Source organism: Nocardiopsis sp. NPDC101807 (genome assembly GCF_044766605.1).
Lineage (GTDB): Bacteria > Actinomycetota > Actinomycetes > Streptosporangiales > Streptosporangiaceae > Nocardiopsis > Nocardiopsis tropica.
The window spans coordinates 401,749-422,996 of sequence record NZ_JBIWMK010000005.1; the positions used below are offsets into that span (position 1 = coordinate 401,749).

The window sequence follows — 21,248 nt, forward strand, 5'->3', positions numbered from 1 at the left end:
TCACTCCTTGGGGCGGGCAGGCGTCAGCCGGGAAGCCTGCGCCGGTACAGGTCGAAGGACTCGGCGGCCGCGTGCCGCTCGGCGAGTTGGGCGTACAGGTGCTCGCGCAGCGGGCCGAGGCCCTGGACTCCGGGGCGGCCCATGCGCGTGACCAGGCGGTTCAGTGCGGCGATCAGCCAGACGGGATCCTGGAGGGAGGGGTCCTGCCGTGCACCGGCCTCCCGCCAGACGTTGAGGCAGGCCGATGCGGCCAGCAGCGCCGCGTAGCGGGCGGGGAGGCGGAGTACCGCCGGCGGGGCGTCCACCCCGATGTCCGCCGCGCGCAGCTCGGCACAGGCCTTGCGCAGGTCCTCGGTCTCCTCGCGCAGCTGCGCCGTCAGCATGCGCAGGTCGTCCGCGTGCGAACCCTCCGCCGTGCCTCCGTCCGCGGCCTGGTCGATTCCGGTTGCCAGGGCCGTCAGCAGGCTGTCCCTGCCCTTTCCGGAGAGGCGCAGCCGCTCGAAGGGCAGGCGGCCCAGTTCGACGTCCGGACGGAAGACGTCCGGGGGAGCCTCGGGGCCCTCCGCCCACCCGCGGCGGGCGAGTACGGGCAGCTGGGGCAGCATCGTCACGAGGCAGGCGACGCGGGCGGCGTGCCCGAAACCGGCCGGCTTGAGGTCGCGCAGCAGCTTCTGGAACGCGCCGAAGCGTCCGTCCCGCAGGTAGAAGCTCGCCCCGAGCACGGCGGACAGGCTGTTCATCGCCTCCAGGAGGTGACCGGAGACCTGGTACTTGACGGCAGAGGCGTGGACGCTCATCTGTTCCGGCAGGAGGTGCGCGCCCCGTGCGGCCACGGTCGCGCAGCAGTCGCTGATCAGCAGGTCGACGAAGGCGTCGGCCAGTTGGGCCCGTACCACCGGCAGCGCCGAGACCGGCTCGCCGTACAGCATGCGCTCCACCGCGAGCGTCTGCGTCAGCCGCAGACCGGAGTCGAGCACCCCGCAGAGCATTCCCGGCAGTGCCGTCCTGGTGAGCTGGAACGAGCGCAGCGCGGTTTCGATGCCGTGGCCCTCGACCCCCAGGACCGCCGAGTCGGGGACGGGGCAGTCGCGGAACTCCAGGCCGCCGAGCTGCACGCCCCGCATCCCCACACCGGGCCTGCGCCGCAGGTCGGCGATCGCACCCGGGGGGAGAACGGCCTTGTCCACCAGGAGCTGTGAATGGCTGCGGCTTCCCGGGCGCTCGGAGGTCCGGGCCAGCACCACGAGGGCGCGCGCCCGCCGGATGTTGGTGACGACCTCTTTGCGGCCGGAGAGCCTGAGCCGGCCGGAGGGGTCGCGTGTAGCGGCGCACTCGGTGCCCGCGAAGTCGTTGCCGTGGGGGAGCTCGTGGTACGCGGAGGCGATCCGATGGCCGCCGAGCAGCAGGGACGCCGCGGTTCCGCGCTGCTCCCCGTCCCCGGCGAGCCAGATGTTGACGCCGGCGATGAACGAGCTGAACCCGTAGCCGAGTCCCAGGGACGGGTCGCGGCGGAACACGGCCCGCATCACGGTGACGAACCTGTCCAGGCCCATCAGCCGGCCCCCGTACTCGGCGGGGACGAACTCCGCGTTCAGTCCGAAGTCCGCCAGCGCGCGTTCCCCGGCCGGGAACATCTCCTCGGCCTCGTCGGCCTCCAGGACCGGTCCGAACCCCAGCGGGTTGTCGGGGTCCGTCGGATCTCCGAGGCGGCGCTCCAGGGCGTCGGCCCCTCCGCCTCGCGGTCGTGGGTTCATCGGCGGTTCTCCTCAGCGTCGTCCAGCAGGAGGTCCCCCTCGGCGAGGCGGGCCTCCAGCGAGTCGGCGACGGCACCGTACACGCGGTCCGCCTCGTCGCCGGCGTATCCGTCCAGTCGCGAGAGGATCCACAGCAGTGCCGCCTGGAGCCGCAGCTCCCCGAACTCCGTGTCCGTGTGCCGCCGGTCGGCCCCGGCGAGGAACGTGTGGATCACGGCCGATGCCGCGACGCAGAGTTCGTAGGACCGTGCCGCGTCGAACAGTTCGGCTCCGATCCCGGTGGCACGCGTGTCGTACCGGGCCATGCGGTGGTGCAGCCGCCCGCACCGGTCGAGGACGCGCTCGGCCGACCTGATCGCGGGCTCCGACGCCCCGGAGGCCCGCAGCCCCTCCACGGCGGCGGGCAGGGCCTGCACCAGGCTGCAGCCGGTGCGCGACACCAGCTGGAGTCCGACGCCCTCCGGCGGGGCCTCGTCCGCCCCCGTCGCGGCACGGACCCCTGCCTCCAACCGGTCGCCCCGGTTCCAGCACGCGACCAGCCGGGGGAACTGGCGGATCAGGGCCTGGCGGTTGACATAGCGGTTCCCGTCGAAGATCCCGACGATCCGGTGGTCCCTCTCCAGTTTCTGGAAGCTCCCGTGGTCGAGTTCCTCACGCAGGAAGGCGCGTGCGCCGAGCAGCTGGCCGCACTCGGCGATGACCTCGTCGACGATCTCGGGGACCAGGGCCTTGACCACGGCGGAGTAGACGCTCATCTCCCCGGGGAGGGAGCGCACCGCGCGTGCGGCGGTCGAGGCCAGTGCCTCGGCCGCATGACAGGCCGCGTACTGTGCTCCGAGCGTCGTGCGGACATGGGGCAGTCCGGACAGGAACCGTCCGTACAACCGCCGGCGCCCGACGAAGTCCCAGGTCGAGCGGAGCGCGCGGTCCGCGGCGCCGAGGGAGAGGCCCGCACAGATGGTCCGCGTGAGCTGGAAGGCCTTCAGGACCAGCTCGAACCCGGAACCGACGGGGCCGACCGTGTTCTCCTCCGGCACGATCGCGCCGTCGAGGACGATCCCGCTGATGTCCGCCCCGCGGATGCCCACGGTGCGGGCCTTGGGGAGGTGGGAGTAGCTGCCCGCGGCCAGTGCGCTCTTGTCGGCCATGAGGAGCGTGAAGTCCCGGGGGCCGTTCCGGGGACCGGTACGGGCCAGCAGGCACAGGGAGTCGCTGCGGGTGGCGTTGTTGACCGGCCACTTGCGGCCGTCCAGGCGGTACCCGCCGGGCACCGGGCCGGCCGTGAGCTGACCGGCCAGCAGGTCGCTGCCGCGTCCCGGCTCGGTGAGCCCCCAGGAGACCACCGCTCCGCCGGTGATCCGGTCGGCGAGCCGGCGTGCCTGTGCCGTGACCCGTTCGTCGCCGGCCTCCTGGGCCGCGACCCAGCTGGGGGCTCCGCCCAGGAACGTCTTGACGTGGGCGATCGCCACCGTGAGGTCTTTGCGGGAGACGGCCCGGACCACCCCGACCAGGTCGGTGTAGTCGTCCAGGCCGCCGCCGAGGTCCCGGGGCACGTAGTAGTGGGGGACACCGATGCGGTCCAGTTCGAGGCAGGCCTCCCGAGGGAACTCCTCCGCCTCGTCCAGACGTGCGTTGAACGCCGAGGTGAAGGCCTCGGAGCGGTCCAGGTGGTCCGCCATGTCCGCGACCGCCATGGGAGGGCCGACCGTTCCCCTGCCGCTGGGCGGGGGGAACTGTGCTGTCTCGCTCATCCCGCGCTCCTCCGGGAACCGTGGTAGACGTCCGGGACGAGTGCGCCCAGGGTCGGATGGATCCGCGCGGCCAGGGGTGTGAGGGTCCCGCGGAGGAAGTCCGACCGCATTTCCAGGCGTTGGATCTTGCCGCTGGTGGTCCGCTTCACCCCTCCGGGGCGGACGAGCACGGTGCCTCCGAGCACCATGCCGAACTCGCGGGAGGCGAACTGCTGGACGCGCGTGAGCGCCGCCTCCAGGCGCTCGGCGTCGGCGCCGCGGGGCCGTACTTCGTGGACGACGACGACCTCTTCCTTGTCCTCCGCCCCGAGCACGGTGAAGGCGGCCCCGTACCCGTTCTCCAGGAGGGGGTCGGCCGAGCGGGCCATCGCCTCCAGGTCGTGCGGGTACAGGTTGCGGCCGTTGTAGATGATGACTTCCTTGATCCGGCCCGTGATGTAGAGCTTTCCCCCGTGCACGGCGGCCAGGTCGCCGGTGCGCAGGAACCCCTCCTCGCCGTCGGCGGTGGCGGCCCGGAAGGTCGTGTCGGTGGATTCGGGGCTGTTCCAGTACCCGTGGGCCACGCTGGACCCGCGGAGCCAGACCTCGCCCACCGTTCCCTGCGGAAGCACACGCCGGCTCCCGGGGTCGACGATCCTCAACCGCATGTCCTCGCCTCCCTCCTCCACGTCGCCGCAGCAGACGATCTCCCGGCCGGGCTCTTCGGCGGGAACCGGGTGGAACTCGCCCTTCTCCAGGCGTTCGGGGTCGACCCGGGCGACGCTCGGAGGCAGGTCACGGGTGTCGCATGCGGCCACGAGCGTCGCCTCGGCGAGTCCGTATCCCGGCGCGAACGTCTCGGGGCGGAACCCGAGGGGGCCGAACCGCTCGCCGAACCGGCGCAGCGTCGGGGCGCGCACGGGTTCGGCGCCGGTGAAGGCCGCCCGCCACCCGGAGAGGTCGATGCCCTCGGTCTGCTCGTCGGTGATGCGGCGGACGCAGTAGTCGAGGCCGAAGTTGGGCGACGGTGAGGAGTCGAGGCCGAAGCGGTCGATCATGCGGAACCAGGAGTGCGGTCGGCGCAGGAAGGCCGAGGCCGACATGTGGAGCGTGCGGGCGCCGAAGCAGAGGGGGAACAGGAACAGGAACAGCAGACCGAAGTCGTGGTGCATGGGGAGCCAGCCGCCGAACCGGTTCTCGGAGCCGAACCCCGAGAGGCGCCGCATGTACTCGGCGTTGTCGATGATGTTGTGGTGGCGCACCACGACACCGCGGGGGGCGCTGGTCGAGCCCGAGGTGAACTGCAGGAAGGCCACGTCGTCCGGGCCGACACCGGGGTCGGCCCAGGCATCGGGGTCCGGGAGGAGCTCGTCGCGGTCGGTGACGAGGACGGGAAGCGGGGCGTCGAACGAGGAGGCCCAGGTGCCGACCTCCTCCGCCCCGGAGGCCCCGGTCAGCAGGACGGAGGCCCCGACGCTGCGGACCATCTCCCGGAGGCGGTCGCTGCGGTGCCGCTGACCGTCCGGTAGCGGTGCGACCGCGGGGACGACCCCGGCGTAGAGGCAGCCCACGAAAGCGGGGAAGAACGCCGCACCGGGGGTGTACAGCAGGAGCGCGCGGTCCCCGGCGGAGAGGTGGCGCTGCAGGAGGCCGGCTACCCGGCGGGACTCGCGGTCCAGCGCCGAGTAGGTGAGGAACCGGGCCTCCCCGTCCATCGGGTCGGCGACGAAGCCGACGGCCTCCTCGTCGGGAACGGAGCGCGCGTACGCCCTGAGACGGGAGACGAGTGTCGTGACCGCGCCGGCCTCGTGTATTTCATCCACAGAATTTCGACTCCGCTGCTCAATACCCCCGGAACACGCTCATCGTGCCCGGGGCGGGAGAGCGCTACAAGGCTCGATCCGGCGGACGAACAGCCGTGGCCGATCGGGCATGTCCGGTCCTTCCCCGGTGCACGTCGGCGGCGGTCGTCGGGGGTCTCTGCTGTGTCGGAGGGGAGTCGCGGACCGGTTCGGCGGGGTTCCCGGCGGCGGCCTGGGTGTCGGGCGGTCCGGTGCGGAGCGGGGCGGAGGCCGGGACCGGCTCGGGGGCCGGGCGAGCGGCCCTTCCCGCCGCACGCCCCGGCGCGGCCCTCCGGCCGCGCCCTCACGTCCGCGCGGGTCAGAGGTCCAGGACGGTCTGGCCGGGGGTCTGGCGGTCGCGTTCGCCGCGGCCGCGCCCCAGGCAGCGGCGGCACGTGACGGGGCCCGCCGCGGCGGTCAGCCTGAGGGGGTCGACGGCCGCGTGGCAGGCGATGGCGGGCACGGCCACGCCGGCCCACATGTGCGTGGCGAGCTTGTGCACCACGTCCCCGCGTCCGATCCGGACGCCGGAGGCGTGGGCGAGCTCCTCGCGGCGGCGGCGGAGCGTGGCGGCCAGGTGTTCGACGTCGGGTTCGGGGATGCGCGGCTGGTCAGCGTCGGTCATGACTCCAGCATCGCCCACGGGGGTGACCGTCGGGGACGGGGAGCGCGCCCGCGCCGCCCCCGGCCCGCGAACGCCGGCGGCCCCGCGTCCGGCGGGACGCGGGGCCGCCGCGGCGGACCGCTCAGTCGAGGACGGCGTACGCCTCGACCTCGACGAGCACGTCGGGCTCGAAGAGGTAGTCGACGCCGATGAGCGACACGGGCGGGAGGGGCTGCGGGAGGCCCAGCTCCCCGGCGACGCTCTCGACGCCCGCCATGAAGTCGCCCATCTTCTCGGGCTGCCACTTCGTGACGAAGAACCTGAGGCGGACGACGTCGCCGAAGGACGCCCCGGCCCCGTCCAGGCCGCGCGCCGTGTTGCGCAGGGCCTGCGCGACCTGGCCGGTCAGGTCGCCCGTCGCGACGGGGTTCGCGTCGGCGTCGCGCGCGATCTGCCCGGCGACGTGCACGTGGCGGGAGCCGGTGGCGACCGAGACGTGGTTGTAGGGGACGGGCTGCATCATGCCCTCGGGGGAGAACAGCTGCACGGTCATGGGAGATCCCTCCGGTTGCGCCTTGGTGGTATCCCATGTCTACTAGGTGCACAAAAGGAACTTCAACGAGACCAGGTGTCATGCAGGAAACCGCCCCTTACGCCCCCTACGCCTCCGGGATCACCGCGTCGCACCGCGAACTCCTCGACCAGGTGCTCGACAAGTGGTCGCTCCAGGTGTTGGAGGAGCTGTGCGAGCAGCCCCAGCGCTTCAACGAGCTGCGCCGCGCGATCCCCGTCGTGACGCAGAAGTCGCTGACGGCGGCGCTGCGGCGCCTCGAGCGCAACGGGATGGTCGAGCGCGTCGTCACGAGCACGCGCCCGATCGCCGTCGAGTACCGCATCACGGCGCTCGGCAAGACCCTCCAGGACCTGATCGACGCGCTCCTGCGCTGGACCACCGACAACATGGACGGCGTCGAGCGCGCACGCGAGCGGTACGACGGCGAGGACTGACCGGCCGGGGGCGGGAACGCCGCGGGGCCCGCGCGGTGTCGCGCGGGCCCCGCGGGCCGGGACGGGCGGCCGGTCCCGTCGGGCGGGATCAGCCCGAGAGGGTGGTGCGCCCGTCGGCGTCGACGCGGACGCTCTGGTCGGTCCAGGCGCGGGCCTGGTCGCTGATCGTGAAACCCAGGCCGGGGCGGCCGGGGACGAGCATGCGCCCGTCCTCGATCTCCAGCCGTTCGTCGAACAGCGGCTGGAGCCAGTCGAAGTGCTCCACCCACGGGTCGATCTCGTAGGCGGCGGCCAGGTGCAGGTGGATCTCCATGGCGAAGTGCGGCGCCATCCGGATCCCCGCCTGCTGGCCGCGGGCCATGATCTTCAGGAACGGCGTGATCCCGCCGACGCGCGCGGCGTCCGGCTGCATGAAGTCGACCGCGCCCGCCCGGATCAGCTCCTCGTGCTCGGCCGCGCTGGTCAGCATCTCGCCGGTCGCGATCGGCGTCGCCAGTTCCCGGGCGAGCGCCGCGTGGCCCTCGGAGTCGTAGGCGTCGAGGGGCTCCTCGATCCAGATGAGGTCGAACTCCTCCAGCACCCGGCCCATCCGCACGGCCGTGCTGCGGTTCCACTGCTGGTTGGCGTCCACCATGAGCGGGAAGTCGCCCAGCTCCTCGCGGACGGCGGAGACGCGGGCCAGGTCGGCGCGCCAGTCCGGCTGGCCGACCTTGATCTTGATGCCGCCGATCCCGCTGGCGCGCGCGGCGCGGGTGTTGTCGAGCACCTGGTCCAGCGGGGTGGACAGGAACCCGCCGGAGGTGTTGTAGCAGTCCACCGCGTCGCGGTGGGCGCCCAGCAGCTTGGCGAGCGGCAGCCCCGCGCGCTTGGCCTTGAGGTCCCACAGGGCGATGTCGATCGCCGCGATCGCCTGGGTGGCCAGCCCGCTGCGGCCGACCGAGGCGCCCGCCCACACCAGCTTCGTCCAGATCCGCTGGATGTCGCTGGGGTCCTCGCCGATCAGCTCGGGGGCGATCTCCCGGGCGTGCGCGTACTGGCCGAAGCCGCCCGCGCGCTTGGAGTAGGTGTAGCCGACCCCCTCCAGGCCCTCCTCGGTGCGGATCTCGGCGAACAGCATCGAGACCGACGTGAGCGGCTTCTGCCTCCCGGTCAGCACCTTGGCGTCGCTGATGGGGGAGGCGAGCGGCAGGTCGACGCGCGAGAGCGTGACCTCGCTGATCCTGTCCGCGGCGGCGGGGGCCGTGTGGGCGCGGGGGGTCGTCCCGCTGTCGGATCCGGGCTGGGCGGTCATCGTGTCTCCAGGGTGTGGTCGTGCGGGAGGGCTGCGGCGGCGGGGACCCGCCGCGCGCACGCGCCCCGGCCGTGGCGGCCCGGGCGCGTGCGGGGTCCGGGGAGGCCCCGGGGGGACGCCGGGTTCACCGGACCGTCGCGGGTCGCTTGGGGTCGAAGGACCAGCCGGGGACGAGGTACCGCATCGCCGCGGCGTCGTCGCGCGCCCCGAGCCCGTGTTCGAGGTAGAGCTCGTGGGCGGCCTCGAGGGCGTCCCTGTCGAGTTCCACGCCGAGCCCGGAGGCGGTGGGCACCTCGATCGCGCCGTCCGCGATCCGGAGCGGCTCGCGGGTGAGCGCCTGGCCGTCCTGCCAGATCCAGTGGGTGTCCAGGGCGGTGATCTTCCCCGGCGCCGCCGCGCCCACCTGCGTGAACATCGCCAGGGAGATGTCGAAGTGGTTGTTGGAGTGCGAGCCCCAGGTGAGCCCGAACTCGTGGCACAGCTGGGCGACGCGCACCGATCCCCGCATGGTCCAGAAGTGCGGGTCCGCGAGCGGGATGTCCACCGCGTGCGAGCGCACGCTGTGGGCGAGCTGCCGCCAGTCCGTGGCGACCATGTTGGTCGCCGTCGGCAGGCCGGTGGCCCGGCGGAACTCCGCCATCACCTCGCGTCCGGAGTACCCCCCCTCGGCCCCGCACGGGTCCTCGGCGTAGGCGAGCACCCCGTCCAGCCCCGAGCAGAGCCGGACGGCGTCCTCCAGGAGCCAGCCCCCGTTGGGGTCCAGCGTGATCCGGGCGTCGGGGAAGCGGGCGGCCAGGGCCCGCACCGTCTCCACCTCCTCCTCACCGGCGAGGACCCCGCCCTTGAGCTTGAAGTCGCGGAAGCCGTACCTCTCGCGCGCCGCCTCGGCGAGCGCGACCACCGCGTCGGGGGTGAGGGCCGGTTCGCGCCGCAGGCGCTCCCAGTCGTCCTTCGGGTCCTCCTCCGCGAGGTAGGGGAGGGGGGTCCGGCCCCGGTCGCCGATGTAGAAGAGGTAGCCGAGCATGGGGACCCGGTCCCTCTGCCGGCCCTCCCCCAGCAGCTCGCAGACGGGGACCTCCAGGTGCTGTCCGAGGAGGTCCAGGAGCGCGGACTCGACGGCGGTGACGGCGTGGACGGTGGTCCGCAGGTCGAAGGTCTGCTCGCCGCGCCCGCCCGCGTCCCGTCCGGCGAAGGCCTCGCCGATCTCGCGGAGCACCCGGTGGACGTGCGAGACCGGGCGGCCGACGACCATCCCGGCGGCGTCGGCGATGGTGCGCCGGATGGGTTCGCCGCCGGGGACCTCGCCGACCCCGGTCCGGCCCTCGCTGTCGGTCAGGATCGCGATGTTGCGGGTGAAGAAGGGGCCGTGTGCGCCGCTGAGGTTGAGGAGCATGCTGTCGTACCCGGCGACGGGCACCGCCTCGACGCTCACGACGGTCGGTGTCCGGGGGCTCATGCCCGCTCCTCCGCCGGTACGACGGCGCCGTCCACGCGGCGGCTCAGTCCCCACGGGTTGGCCTCGCGCAGGGCGGGCGGGAGGAACGCGTCGGGCACGGACTGGTAGGCGACCGGCCGCAGGAACCTGTGGACGGCGAGGCTGCCGACGGAGGTGCTGCGCGGGTCCGACGTGGCGGGGAAGGGGCCGCCGTGCACCATCGCGTGGTTGACCTCGACCCCGGTGGGCCAGCCGCCGAAGAGGATGCGGCCGACCTTGCGCTCCAGGACGGGGAGCAGCCGCCGCACGGCGACGGCGTCGTCCGGGGACGCGGGGTCGGCGTGCAGGGTGGCGGTGAGCTGTCCCTCCAGGGACTCCAGCGCCTCGGCGAGCGAGTCCGCCAGGGCCTCGGCGGACAGCCCGTCCGCGGGGTAGCGGACCAGCAGGCCGACCGCGCCGAACACCTCCTCCTGGAGGCGGGGCCGGGTGGCGAACGACTTCAGGCCGGTGGCGAGGAGCATCGGCGCGAGCGCGTTCGGGCCGGGGCCGTCGGTCCCGGTGGCGACCGTCTCGACGTCGGGCTCGGCGGCGAGGGCGTCCGTGCCCGCGGCGCGTGCGGCGGCGATGGGGCCGGTGAGCATGGTCTGCCCGGTGGCCTCCGTGACCAGCCGCTCGGCGGCGGCGAAGAAGCGGTCGCCGTCGGGCGTGGCGGGGACGAGGACGAGCCCCGGGTTGGTGCAGAACTGGCCCGCTCCGAGGGTCAGCGAGCCCACGTACGCCGCCGCCAGCTCCTCGGCGGCGTCGCCGGCGAGCGCGCCCGGCAGGACGACGACCGGGTTGGAGGAGGACATCTCGGCGAACACGGGGACGGGTTCGGGGCGGGCGGCGGCGGTGCGCATGAGCGCGAGGCCCCCGGCGCGGGAGCCCGTGAACGCCACGGCCTTGACGCGCGGGTCGGCCGCGAGGGCCTGCCCGATCCCGTTGCCCTCGCCGAACAGCAGGGAGAACACGCCTCCGGGGAGCCCGCTGTCCGCGACCGCCCGGGCGACCGCCCGGCCGACCAGCTCCGCGGTGCCGGGGTGGGCGTTGTGGGCCTTCACCACGACGGGGCAGCCCGCCGCGAGCGCCGATGCGGTGTCGCCGCCCGCGGTGGAGAAGGCGAGGGGGAAGTTGCTCGCCCCGAAGACCACCACGGGGCCCAGCGGCACGTGGGCCTGGCGGATGTCGGGGCGGGGGGCGGGGCGCCGGTCGGGGAGGGCGGGGTCGATGCGCGCCTGGAGGGCGTCCCCCTGCTCCACCACGTCGGCGAACATCCGGAGCTGGCCGACGGTGCGGCCCCGCTCGCCCTCCAGCCGCGCCGCCGGGAGGCCGGTCTCCCGCACGGCCCGAGCGGTCAGCTCCTCGCCGATCCCGTCGATGTTGTCGGCGATCCGGCGGAGGAAGGCGGCCCGCTCCGCCGGGGTCTGGCTCCGGAAGGCGTCGAAGGCGGCCTCCGCCGCCCGCGTCGCGGCCTCGATCTGCGCGGGACCGACCAGGCCGAAGGCCGGTCCGACCTCCTCGCCGGTGGCGGGGTCGGTGGCGAGGAGGGAACCGGCGTTCCCCTCGACCGGTTCCCCGGCCACGAGCGATCTTCCTTCGACGGGCACTGCGGTACCTCCTGGTAGGGGTGCGGCGGGTTCTGTCCGGGGTTCCGGCTCAGGAGACCTTGGCGATGAGAGCGGCCAGCTCGTCGGTCTCGGCGGGGCTGAGGTCGCTCAGGGGCGGCCTGACCCGACCGCCGTCGCGGCCGACGGCGTTGAGGCCGGCCTTGACGATGGACACGGCGTAGCCGCGCGTCCGGTCGCGGATGTCGAGGTAGGGGATAACGAAGTCGTTGAGCTTCCGGTAGACCGCCTCGCGGTCCTGGGCGCGCACCGCCTCGAAGAACCCGAGGGCGAACTCGGGGAGGAAGTTGTACAGCGCGGAGGAGTACGTGCTCACCCCGAGCTGGAGCAGGGGCAGGGCGAAGGTCTCCGCGGTGGGCAGCCCGCCGATGTACATGAGCCGGTCGCCGACCCTGGCGTAGATCCGCGTCATGAGCTCGACGTTCCCGACGCCGTCCTTGAGCCCGATCAGGTTGGGGTTGCGGTCGGCGAGGGCCGCGACGCTCTCGTCGGTGAACACCGCGTTGGCGCGGCTGTAGACGACGACCCCCAGGTCGGTGGCCGAGCAGACGGCCGTGACGTGCTCGACCAGCCCGGCCTGCCCGGCCTCGGTCAGGTAGGGGGGCAGCAGCAGGATCCCGTCCGCCCCCGCCTCCTGGGCGGCCCTGGCCTGTGCCTTCGCCGTCGCGGTCCCACCGGTCGCGGGGGCGAGCACGGGCACCGCCCCGCCGACCTCGTCGACCGCGGCGCGCACGACCCGGTCGATCTCGGGCGAGGTCAGCGAGAAGCCCTCGCCCGTACCCCCGGCCGCGAACAGTCCGGCCACGCCGAAGCCCGACTGCCACGCGAGGTGCTCCCGGTAGCGGGTCTCGTCGAACGCGAGGTCCTGGTCGAAGTGGGTGACGGGGAACGAGAGGAGGCCGGACTTGAGCCGGGTCGCCAGCTCACCGGGGTGCATCAGAGTCACACGTCATCCTTAGGTCGGCAGGTCGGGGGGTCTCCCTGGCAGGGGCCCGGGCGGTGTTGCCGTTACCGTACGGAGAAGCGATCGATGCTGTCCAAGAGTTGTTGGGCATTAACTGATACCGGACGGGTATCACGGCGCGGCGGCCCCCTGCGGGGGCCAGGCCTCCAGGGCCCGCCGCACGGCGGGGTTGCGCGACCCCCGCAGCCACAGCAGGTGGAGTTCGACCGGGTCCTCCGGCAGGTCCGCGATCTCCAGGTAGGCGACGCCGTCGATGCCCAGCCCGGTCGCCGACTGGGGCACGAACGCGACCCCCCTCCCCGCGGCCACCAGCCACACCATGGTCAGGACCTGACTGACCGTGTGCACGACGTTCTGGTGGGAGATGGGGACCAGGCGCACCACGAGGTCGTAGAAGTAGCGGGCCCTGGTCGGCGAGTGCATGATCAGCGGGACGTCGACCAGCTCCTCCGCGGCCACGGGCCCCGTGTGCCGTGCCAGGGGGTGGCTCTCCGGCACGGCGACCAGCATCCGCTCGCGGTGCTGGACCCGGGAGCCGAACAGCTCGGTGTCGAAGGGCGGCCGGGCCAGCCCCAGGTCGACCTCCTCGTTGAGGAGCGCCGCCACCTGTTCGCGGGTGACCATCTCGAACAGCTCGATGTTGATCTCCGGCAGGACCTCCTCCAGCCGGTTCAGGAGCCCGCCGAGGGGGCCGTAGGACGACGCCGCGGTGAACCCGATCCTGAGCGTCCCGCTCGCCCCCGCCGAGATCCGCCGGGCGTGGTCCGGTGCGCTCTCCGCCAGGGTGAGCAGCCGGCGGGCCTCGATGAGGAACGCCTCGCCCGCCGCGGTCAGGGACACGCGCCGGCGGTCGCGCTCCAGCAGCTGCACGCCGACCGTGCGTTCGAGCTTCTGGATCTGGCGGCTCAGAGGGGGTTGCGTCATGGAGAGCCGTTCGGCAGCCCGTCCGAAGTGCAGTTCCTCGGCGACGGCGACGAAGCCGCGCAGCTGGTCGAAGGAGAACATGATGCCAGAAAGGTATCATCTTATGCCGTATTTGCCTTGGACATGCATGGATAACTCCTCTTAGGCTGCCAGACACTCACGAACGTGACGGCACTCACAGTGCACGAAGTGGCGGGCGCCCGCCGGATCGAAGGAGTTCGCATGACCCAGACGCCAGGGAAGAAAGCCGCACGTCCAGGGGCGGTTCTCGGGCTCACCGCGGCTCTGTCCCTCTCGGTCGCCGCGTGCGGCGGGAACCTGTCCGGCGGCGCGTCGGGGGGCGAGTTCCCGAGCGGGCCGATCACGATCGCCGTCGGGCAGGACCCGGGCGGGAGCACCGACCTGATCGCCCGCGCCCTGGCCGAGGGCCTCACGGACGACCTCGGCGTCGCCACCCCCGTGGTCAACACCCCCGGCGCCAACGGCGCCCTGGCGGCCAACGAGGTCGCGGGCCAGGAGCCGGACGGCCAGAACCTGCTGGTCGTCAACGCCTCCCTGACCGCGATCACCCCCCTCGCGGTCTCCGAGGACGAGGCCGTCGCCATCGACGACTTCGAGGTGGTCGCCGGGATCTCCCGCGACGACTACGTGCTGGTCTCGTCCCCCGCCTCCGGCCTGGAGACGCTCGCGGACCTGGAGGACGCCGGGGACGACCTGAAGTTCGGCACCACCGGGGTGGGCACGGGCAGCCAGCTCGCCCAGGAGCTCCTCTTCAACCAGGCCGGGATCTCCGGCACCGCGGTCCCCTTCAACAGCGGCGCGCCCACGCTCACCGCCGTCCTCGGCGACCAGGTGGACGTCGCCGCGATCCAGCTCGGCGAGGCGATCGGGCAGATCGAGGCCGGTGAGCTGAACGCCCTCCTCACCTTCTCCGCGGAGCGCAACGAGTTCCTGGAGGACGTCCCCACCGCCGTCGAGGAGGGGTACGAGGTCGAGGTGGCCCAGTACCGCGCGGTCGTCGCCCCCTCCGGTACCCCCGACGACGTCCTGGAGCGCCTGCGCGAGGCGTGCGAGGCCGCGTTCGCCACCGAGCAGTACCGGTCCTTCAACGAGGACAACCTGCTCACCGCGCACGAGATCCCCGGAGACCAGGTGGTCGAGGAGTGGACGGCCTCCCTGGAGTCGTACCGGTCCATGACGGAGGAGTACGGCATCGACCTCGGCGGCTCGCAGTGATCACCTCGCGCGGCGGGAACCCGGAGGCCGGCGAGGACGCCCCTGCGCCGGGGGCGCCGGAGGGGTCCGGCCCCGGCGCCGGGGCCTCCGGGGAGACGGAGGCCCCCGGCGGACGGCGGGGCCCGGACGGAGCGGAGACCGGTGAGCCGGTCGGCCCCGGCCCCGGCGGGCCCGAGACGGCGGAGGAGCCCGCACCGCCCCCCGCGGGACCCGTGACCAACGTCGTGGTCGCCCTCGTGGTCGTCGCCCTCGGCGCCGCCGGGCTGGCCGGCTCGTGGTCGCTCGGCCTGGGCGAGGCGTCGGCCCCCTCCGCCGGCATGTGGCCGTTCCTGGTCAGCGCGGCGATCACCTGCCTCGGCGCCGCCCTGGTCCTCCGGGCGCGGCGGACCAGGGACGCCGAGCGGTTCTCCTCGTCCAGCTGGGCGGTCCTGGCCGGCCTGGCCACCATGGCGGCCTTCGCCTCCCTCATCGGGGTGATCGGCTTCGAGATCCCGGCCGCGGCGCTGGCCTTCGTGTGGCTGCGGTTCATCGGCGGCGAGTCCTGGCGCCTGTCCGCCCTGACCAGCCTCGGCATCGTGGTCGCCTTCTACCTGCTCTTCGTCGCTGTCCTGGCAGTGCCGATCCCCCATCTCTTCTAGGAGCGACGATGGATTTCCTGACCCCCGTGGTCGACGGGTTCGGCGTCGTCCTCGAACCGGCCAACCTGCTCTACTGTTTGCTCGGCGTCGTGGTCGGGATGCTGGTCGGCGTGCTCCCCGGACTCGGTCCGGCGGCGACCATCGCGATCCTGCTGCCCCTCACCTTCGGGGTGGAGCCGGTGACCGCGATCATCATGCTCGCGGGCATCTTCTACGGAGCCCAGTACGGCGGCACCATCACCTCGGTCCTGCTCCGGCTCCCCGGCGAGGCCTCCTCCGTGGTGACCGTCTTCGACGGCCACGCCCTGGCGCGCAAGGGCAGGGCGGGGACCGCGCTCGGCATCGCGGCGATCGGGTCCTTCGTGGGCGGCACGGTGTCGATCGTGGCCCTGTCGCTGCTCGCGCCCGTCGTCGCGGGTTTCGCCCTGGACTTCGGTCCCCCGGAGTACACGGCCCTGGCCCTGCTGGGCATCCTGCTGGTCGCCACGGTCAGCAACGGCGGGCGCGTGAAGGCGATCGTCGCCGCGTGCCTCGGGCTCCTCCTGGCCACGGTCGGACGCGACATGTTCACGGGCGCGGAGAGGTTCACCTTCGAGTCGCTCTCCCTGGCGGACGGGCTCGACTTCGTCCCGATCGCGATGGGCGTCTTCGGCCTCGGCGAGATCCTCTACAACCTGGAGGAGCGGAGGAAGGGCACGGTCGCCCCGGCCAGGGTGGCCAACGCGTGGCCCTCCCGCGCCGACCTGCGCCAGTCGTCCGGGGCGATCGGCCGCGGCTCCGTGCTCGGCTTCTTCCTCGGCATCCTCCCCGGCGGCGGCGCCACGCTGTCGTCCCTCGCGGCGTACGCGCTGGAGAAGCGCCGGTCCAGGACGCCCGAGCGCTTCGGCCACGGGGCGGTCGAGGGCGTGGCCGCGCCGGAGTCGGCGAACAACGCGGCAGCGACCTCCTCCTTCATCCCGCTGCTCACACTCGGGATCCCCGCCAACGCCACGATGGCGATGATCTTCGGCGCGCTCATGATCCAGGGCGTGACCCCCGGGCCGCAGCTGGTCTCCGAGGACCCCGACCTGTTCTGGGGCGTGGTGAACTCGATGTACATCGGGAACATCCTGCTGCTGATCATGAGCATCCCGCTGGTGGGGCTGTTCGTGAAGATCCTCCGGGTCCGGGGGAGCATCCTCGCCCCGATCACCGTGCTGATCACGCTGGTGGGCGTCTACACGGTCCGCAACAGCGTCTTCGACATCGCCCTCGTGGTGGTGTTCGGCCTCGTCGGCTACCTGATGAAGAAGTTCGGCTTCGAGCCCGGCCCGCTGGTGCTCGCGTTCGTCCTCGGGTCCCTGCTGGAGACCTCGCTGCGCCGCTCGCTCCTCGTCTTCGACGGGGACCCGACCGGGTTCCTCACCCGGCCGATCTCCGGCACGCTGCTCCTGCTGCTGGCCGTCGTGGTCCTCCTCCCGCTCGCGCAGAAGCTGTTCAGGGCGCGGCGCGGGACCGCCCGGGCGGAGCGGGAGAAGGCGGACGCCTGACCCGCCCGCCCGGGCGGGCGGGGCTCAGGCCGCGGGCACGGTGTCGACCACGGCGTCGGGGCACCCCTCGGCGGCGGTCGCGAGGACGTCCGCCTCGGCCTGGTCGACGCTGAGCGACCAGCGCGTCTTCACGGTGGTCCACTCGGTGACGTACCGGCACAGGGCGGCCTCCGACGGGGGCAGCCACTGGGCGGGGTCCTTGTCGGCCTTGGCGCGGTTCTCCCTCGCGGTGACCGCGACCAGGGCGACCTCCTCGTCGAGGTCGTTGGCGTAGGCGCGGCGCCGTTCGGTGGTCCACTCCGACGCCCCGGAGTCCCAGGCCTCGGCGAGGGGCACCATGTGGTCGATGTCGAGACCCCGCGCCTCGGTGTGGACGCGGTCGTCGTAGTAGCTCAGCCACTCGCCCCCGGTGAGGCGGCACCGCTCGTCGGCCTCGGGGGCGGTGGTGGCCTCGGCGATGAGGACCTCCATGCGGGTGTTGCAGCCGTCGCCGTCCTGGTCGGTCCAGTGCGGGAACAGGGAGCGGTCGTAGCCGTCCCGGCTCTCGTCGGCGACGGGCAGCGCCGCGACGGCGTCCGCGAGGGGGACGGGCGCGGCCGCGTGGGCGGCGGAGGGGGCGAGGGCGAGGGCGGCGAGGCCGAGGGCGCCGGCGATGGCGGTGAGAGCTGACGGGCGCAAGGGAATCCTTCACGTCGGTTGCTGTGTGTGAAGGGTCTGCGCCGTACGGTCTCCATGGAAACGCGGGCGCCCGCCACGGGGCCGGCGGGCCGGGCGCAGACCGGGGGAAGCCGGGGCAAGGGCCCCGGCGGGCGCGGTGTATCGGTCATCCACGCGGTGCGCCCCGGTCGGGGCCGATACCCGGGCGTCCGGGGAGGGCAGGTCCCGGGCCGGGTAGCGTCTGCCGGGGAGGACCGGGCGCCGTGGGACGGAGCACGGAGGGGACGGGATGGACGCGCGTGACCACAGGTTCGACGCGGTGGTGGTCGGCGGAGGCCAGGCCGGGCTCGCCGCGGGGTACTACCTGAGGAGGGCGGGGGCCGACTTCGTCGTCCTGGACGCCGGGACGCGGCCGGGCGGGTCCTGGACCGAGTACTGGGGGTCGCTGCGGCTGTTCTCCCCGGCGGAGCACAGCATGCTGCCCGGCTGGTGGATGCCGCGCGAGGAGGGGCGGGAGTACCCCTCGGCCGGGCACGTCGCCCGGTACCTGTCCGCGTACGAGCGGCGCTACGGGCTTCCGGTGCGCCGCCCGGTGACCGTCACGGGCGTGGAGCGCGAACCCGGCGGGCTCGCGGTCCGCGCCGGTACGCGGACCTGGCACGCCCGGCACGTCGTCAGCGCCACCGGGACGTGGAGGGCCCCGTACGTCCCCTCCGTCCCGGGCCGGGAGGCCTTCGGGGGCGTCCAGGCGCACACCGCGGACTACCGGGGCCCCGGCGCCTTCGCGGGGCGGCGGGTGGTGGTCGTGGGCGGCGGCAACTCGGCCGCGCAGATCCTCGCCGAACTCTCCGAGGTCGCCGCCACCACGTGGACGACCGCCCGGCCGCCGCGGTTCCTGCCCGACGACGTGGACGGCCGGGCGCTGTTCGCCATTGCCACCCGGCGCCAGAGGGCCGCCCGCGACGGCTCCGGGGCCGGGGTCCCCGGCCCCGGGGACCTCGGCGACATCGTCGCCGTGCCGAGCGTGCGCGAGGCCCGCGCCCGCGGCGCCCTCCGGGCGGAGCCGATGTTCGACCGGGTCACCGCGACGGGCGTGGCCTGGGCCGACGGCACGGCCCTGGACTGCGACGCGATCCTGTGGTGCACCGGCTTCCGCCCGGCCCTGGACCACCTCGCCCCGCTCGTGCCGTCGGCCGGCGGGGGGCGGATCGCCCTGGACGGGACCCGCTCCGCGGACGAGCCGCGCCTGACCCTCCTGGGGTACGGCGACTGGACCGGGGCCGCCTCGGCCACCCTCATCGGGGCCGGCCGCACCGCCAAGGAGGCCGTCGCCGGGATCGCCGCCGACCTGGGGGCCGAGGGGCGTTAGGGCCGGTCCGCGGTGGCACGGCCTACGCCTCGGCGACCTCGGGGAGCGCCGAGGTCAGCAGGTCGATCGCGCGGCGGGGGTCCGGGAACCCCTGGCCGAACGCGTACGCCACCGTGAACCCGGCCTCCCGCAGGTCCAGCAGCTGCCCGACCAGGGCGCCCCTGCTCGTGTCGGGCGTGAAGGGGAACGTGGCGGTCTTCTCGACGGTGTCGTAGTCGCGCCCCACCGCCTCGCAGTGGCCCCTGAGGACGTCGAGCTTGCGCCGCGCCTCGGGGCCGCCGAAGAGGTTGCAGGCGTCCGCGTACTGCGCGACCAGCCGCAGGGTCTTGCGCTCGCCCGTGCCGCCGACCATCAGGTACGGGTGCGGGACGGAGAGGTTCTGCGGCGAGTTCAGGGTGCGGGCCAGCTGGTAGTGCTCGCTCTGGTAGGCGCCGTCGCCGTCGCCCCACATCTGGAGGCAGATCTGGAGGGTCTCCTCCAGGCGCGTGAACCGCTCGGCCGTCGGCGGGAACGGGATGCCGAGCCCGAGCGCCTCGTCCTCGTACCAGGCGGCGCCGATGCCCAGCCCGGCCCGGCCGCCGGAGAGCACGTCCAGCGTGCTGACCTGCTTGGCCAGGACACCGGGGTGCCGGTACACGGCCGCCGTGACCAGGGTGTGCAGCAGCACCCGCTCGGTGTTCGCGGCCAGGAACCCGAGGGTGGTGTAGGCCTCCAGCATGTCGTTCTCGCGGGGGCCGGTGGCGTCTCCCATCTGCCAGAGGTGGTCCATCACGGTGATGCGGGCGATCCCCGCCGCTTCGGCGTGGCGGGCCGTCTCGGCGAGCGTGCGGCCCAGGGCGGGGGTCCCGCCGGCCCAGGTGAAGTCGGCTATGTGCAGACCGAGTTCCATGTGTCCTCCTCGACGCGGGCCCGGCGGTGTCCGGGCCCGTGCCCAGTGTGCGCCCGCGGCCCCGGCCGGGCCGGGGTGGGACACGGCCTGGACGCGTGCCGCCCGGCCCGCGGGCGCGCGGCGTGTGCCCGAGGGGCGCCTCGTCCTCCCCGGCGGCGTCCCGGTTCACGGCCCGCGGCGTGGCCCGGATAGGGTGTGGGCCGTGCCGGAGCCGGCGCCGGACGGAGGGGAGGAGACAGGGTGAGGATCTCCTCCGTCGTCTCCTTCGCTGTCTTCGTGCTCGTGTTCATGGTGTCCCGGGAGGCCACCCGCCGCGCCCTGGAGGCGTGGGTCGCGCTGGAGGGCGTCGTCCTCTGGGGCGCCTCCTTCGCCGCTTCGCTGGCACTCGCCGCCCTCGCCTCCGGCGCCGTCCTCCACGTCGCCCGGCTCCTCGGCCGGGACTGACCCCCGGACCCGCCGCGCCCCCGGGCGCGTCGACGGGCGTCCCGCCGCCCGCCCGTCCGGTGCGAAGGCCGGACCGCCCCGTGCGGGGGCGACACTAGGCTGGTGCGCCGGGACGTCGGATGAGCGGAACGGTCGGGGAACACGGGCATGCAGCCGGATCTGGAGACGAAGCTGGGACGCAGGGTGGCGGCCGCCGCGACCGGCGCCGTCGCACGGCGCGGGGCGGTGTCCGTGCTGGACGCGTTCACCTCCCTGGGATGGGTCACGGACAAGGCCCTCGACACCTGGCGCCAGGGGCGCGCCGACTCCCTCGGCGCACTCGTCCAGGCGCCCGCCGCCCGGCAGCGCGAGGCCGTCGAGCTCCTGCGCGCGTGGGCCGAGCGGCAGCGCATGACGTGCGAGGAGGGCGAGTACCTCGCCGCGTCCCGTGAGCGGCGCGACCTGCGGTTCACGGACGACGGGGACCCACGCTGGGAAGAGGCCTTCCGGGCCCACTGGATCTCGCCCGACGCGACCGGGGCGCAGCGCAAGCGGGAGGAGAAGCGCCGCACCAAGGTCCCCGACCTCGTCGTGCTGGAGTCCGCGGGGCCGTGGGAGTGCGCCTCCTGCGGGGAGCCCGGGACGGACCTGCAGTGCACGGAGGACGACGCCCCGCACTGCCTGGCCTGCACCGACATGGACCACCTCGTCTTCCTTCCGGCGGGCGACGCCGCGCTCACCCGCCGCGCGAAGAAGGAGAGCGGGCTCTCGGCGGTCGTCATGCGCTGGGTTCCCTCCCGCCGCAAGCACCGGAGGACGGGCCTGCTCGTGGAGGAGTTCGCGCTGGAGAGGGCCGAGGCCCTGTGCCTCGCGGACGAGGACGTGCGGGAGCGCCGCCGCGAGCGGGACGCGGTCCGCCGCGCGGCCCAGGACGTGGAGTTCCAGGGGCGCTTCGCCGAGGAGATCGCCCTCCGGTTCCCGGGGTGCCCGGACGGCCGCGCGCTGCGGATCGCGGAGCACGCGGGCACCCGGGGCAGCGGGAGGGTGGGCCGGTCGGCGGCGGGCCGCGCCCTGGACCCGGGGGCGGTGCGCCGCGCGGTCGTGGCGTCGATCCGGCACGAGGACACCGACTACGACGAACTGCTGATGGCCGGCGTCCCCCGTGAGGAGGCGCGCTCCCGCATCGCGGCCCGCATCGACCGGGTGCTGGCCGCGTGGGCCCGGGAGGACGCCCTCCCGGGCGCCTGACGGCGCGGCGGCCCCGCCTGCGGCAGGCCCGCCTCCTGCGGCGG

General features: G+C 73.9%; 19 protein-coding genes. 7 read left to right on the forward strand and 12 right to left on the reverse strand.

What is annotated here, in order from left to right; all coding sequences use genetic code 11:
- Positions 1-23: 23 nt before the first annotated feature.
- The 5 genes from ACIRPH_RS17985 to ACIRPH_RS18005 all read right to left on the reverse strand — a co-directional run bounded on the left by ACIRPH_RS17985 (position 24) and on the right by ACIRPH_RS18005 (position 6,482).
- Positions 24-1,754 carry an acyl-CoA dehydrogenase family protein gene (locus ACIRPH_RS17985; protein ID WP_402915655.1) on the reverse strand — a complete coding sequence of 577 codons (1,731 nt, stop codon included), beginning with the start codon at positions 1,752-1,754 and terminating at the stop codon, positions 24-26.
- Positions 1,751-3,505, reverse strand: a complete 1,755-nt coding sequence (locus tag ACIRPH_RS17990) for an acyl-CoA dehydrogenase family protein (protein ID WP_402915658.1) — start codon at positions 3,503-3,505, stop codon at positions 1,751-1,753. Before ACIRPH_RS17990 ends, ACIRPH_RS17985 begins: the two co-directional genes overlap by 4 nt.
- The gene (locus ACIRPH_RS17995) at positions 3,502-5,307 is read right to left on the reverse strand and encodes a fatty acyl-AMP ligase (protein ID WP_402915661.1); all 1,806 of its coding nucleotides are present in this window, start codon (positions 5,305-5,307) and stop codon (positions 3,502-3,504) included. The genes ACIRPH_RS17990 and ACIRPH_RS17995 overlap by 4 nt, the downstream gene beginning before the upstream one ends.
- Before the next feature lie 337 nt (positions 5,308-5,644).
- Positions 5,645-5,950, reverse strand: a complete 306-nt coding sequence (locus tag ACIRPH_RS18000; RefSeq protein WP_402915663.1) for a hypothetical protein — start codon at positions 5,948-5,950, stop codon at positions 5,645-5,647.
- Positions 5,951-6,071: 121 nt separating this feature from the next.
- On the reverse strand, positions 6,072-6,482 hold the full coding sequence (locus tag ACIRPH_RS18005; protein ID WP_402915666.1) for a RidA family protein: 411 nt from the start codon (positions 6,480-6,482) through the stop codon (positions 6,072-6,074).
- Between the two features lie 80 nt (positions 6,483-6,562).
- Here ACIRPH_RS18005 and ACIRPH_RS18010 point away from each other — a divergent pair, with 80 nt between their 5' ends.
- Positions 6,563-6,937 carry a winged helix-turn-helix transcriptional regulator gene (locus ACIRPH_RS18010; RefSeq protein ID WP_402915669.1) on the forward strand — a complete coding sequence of 125 codons (375 nt, stop codon included), beginning with the start codon at positions 6,563-6,565 and terminating at the stop codon, positions 6,935-6,937.
- Between the two features lie 88 nt (positions 6,938-7,025).
- Here the strand turns inward: ACIRPH_RS18010 and ACIRPH_RS18015 are convergent, their stop codons facing one another.
- From ACIRPH_RS18015 to ACIRPH_RS18035, 5 genes are all read right to left on the reverse strand, one after another.
- The gene (locus ACIRPH_RS18015) at positions 7,026-8,228 is read right to left on the reverse strand and encodes a mandelate racemase/muconate lactonizing enzyme family protein (RefSeq protein WP_402915672.1); all 1,203 of its coding nucleotides are present in this window, start codon (positions 8,226-8,228) and stop codon (positions 7,026-7,028) included.
- Between the two features lie 124 nt (positions 8,229-8,352).
- On the reverse strand, positions 8,353-9,684 hold the full coding sequence (locus ACIRPH_RS18020) for an enolase C-terminal domain-like protein (RefSeq protein WP_402915674.1): 1,332 nt from the start codon (positions 9,682-9,684) through the stop codon (positions 8,353-8,355).
- Positions 9,681-11,309, reverse strand: coding sequence for an aldehyde dehydrogenase (NADP(+)) (locus ACIRPH_RS18025; RefSeq protein ID WP_402915677.1), 1,629 nt, complete (start codon positions 11,307-11,309; stop codon positions 9,681-9,683). Before ACIRPH_RS18025 ends, ACIRPH_RS18020 begins: the two co-directional genes overlap by 4 nt.
- A gap of 49 nt (positions 11,310-11,358) precedes the next feature.
- Positions 11,359-12,264 carry a 5-dehydro-4-deoxyglucarate dehydratase gene (gene kdgD, locus ACIRPH_RS18030; RefSeq protein WP_402916017.1) on the reverse strand — a complete coding sequence of 302 codons (906 nt, stop codon included), beginning with the start codon at positions 12,262-12,264 and terminating at the stop codon, positions 11,359-11,361.
- Between the two features lie 138 nt (positions 12,265-12,402).
- Positions 12,403-13,296: a LysR family transcriptional regulator gene (locus tag ACIRPH_RS18035; protein ID WP_402915680.1), complete on the reverse strand. Its 894-nt coding sequence runs from the start codon at positions 13,294-13,296 to the stop codon at positions 12,403-12,405.
- Positions 13,297-13,437: 141 nt separating this feature from the next.
- On the opposite strand from ACIRPH_RS18035, the gene ACIRPH_RS18040 reads away from it, so the two are divergent.
- From ACIRPH_RS18040 to ACIRPH_RS18050, 3 genes are read left to right on the forward strand one after another with little or no spacing between them, the layout of a single operon-like run.
- A complete protein-coding gene (locus tag ACIRPH_RS18040; protein ID WP_402915683.1) occupies positions 13,438-14,451 on the forward strand; it encodes a Bug family tripartite tricarboxylate transporter substrate binding protein in 1,014 nt (337 codons plus the stop codon).
- Positions 14,448-15,089 (forward strand): tripartite tricarboxylate transporter TctB family protein, encoded by a 642-nt coding sequence (locus tag ACIRPH_RS18045; protein ID WP_402915686.1) that lies wholly within the window; start codon positions 14,448-14,450, stop codon positions 15,087-15,089. The genes ACIRPH_RS18040 and ACIRPH_RS18045 overlap by 4 nt, the downstream gene beginning before the upstream one ends.
- 8 nt (positions 15,090-15,097) lie before the next feature.
- On the forward strand, positions 15,098-16,618 hold the full coding sequence (locus ACIRPH_RS18050; RefSeq protein WP_402915689.1) for a tripartite tricarboxylate transporter permease: 1,521 nt from the start codon (positions 15,098-15,100) through the stop codon (positions 16,616-16,618).
- Between the two features lie 24 nt (positions 16,619-16,642).
- Here ACIRPH_RS18050 and ACIRPH_RS18055 read toward each other — a convergent pair whose 3' ends face one another.
- Entirely contained in the window at positions 16,643-17,296 is a 654-nt protein-coding gene (locus ACIRPH_RS18055) for an HNH endonuclease family protein (protein WP_402915692.1), read from the reverse strand.
- Positions 17,297-17,564: 268 nt separating this feature from the next.
- Between ACIRPH_RS18055 and ACIRPH_RS18060 the strand changes: the two genes are divergently transcribed.
- Positions 17,565-18,644 (forward strand): ArsO family NAD(P)H-dependent flavin-containing monooxygenase, encoded by a 1,080-nt coding sequence (locus tag ACIRPH_RS18060; protein WP_402915695.1) that lies wholly within the window; start codon positions 17,565-17,567, stop codon positions 18,642-18,644.
- Positions 18,645-18,666: 22 nt separating this feature from the next.
- Here the strand turns inward: ACIRPH_RS18060 and ACIRPH_RS18065 are convergent, their stop codons facing one another.
- The gene (locus tag ACIRPH_RS18065; protein ID WP_402915697.1) at positions 18,667-19,533 is read right to left on the reverse strand and encodes an LLM class F420-dependent oxidoreductase; all 867 of its coding nucleotides are present in this window, start codon (positions 19,531-19,533) and stop codon (positions 18,667-18,669) included.
- Between the two features lie 240 nt (positions 19,534-19,773).
- Between ACIRPH_RS18065 and ACIRPH_RS18070 the strand changes: the two genes are divergently transcribed.
- Together ACIRPH_RS18070 and ACIRPH_RS18075 are read left to right on the forward strand one after the other, a co-directional pair.
- A complete protein-coding gene (locus ACIRPH_RS18070) occupies positions 19,774-19,977 on the forward strand; it encodes a hypothetical protein (protein WP_330157263.1) in 204 nt (67 codons plus the stop codon).
- A gap of 147 nt (positions 19,978-20,124) precedes the next feature.
- Positions 20,125-21,204: a DUF2293 domain-containing protein gene (locus ACIRPH_RS18075; RefSeq protein WP_402915701.1), complete on the forward strand. Its 1,080-nt coding sequence runs from the start codon at positions 20,125-20,127 to the stop codon at positions 21,202-21,204.
- Positions 21,205-21,248 lie beyond the last annotated feature (44 nt).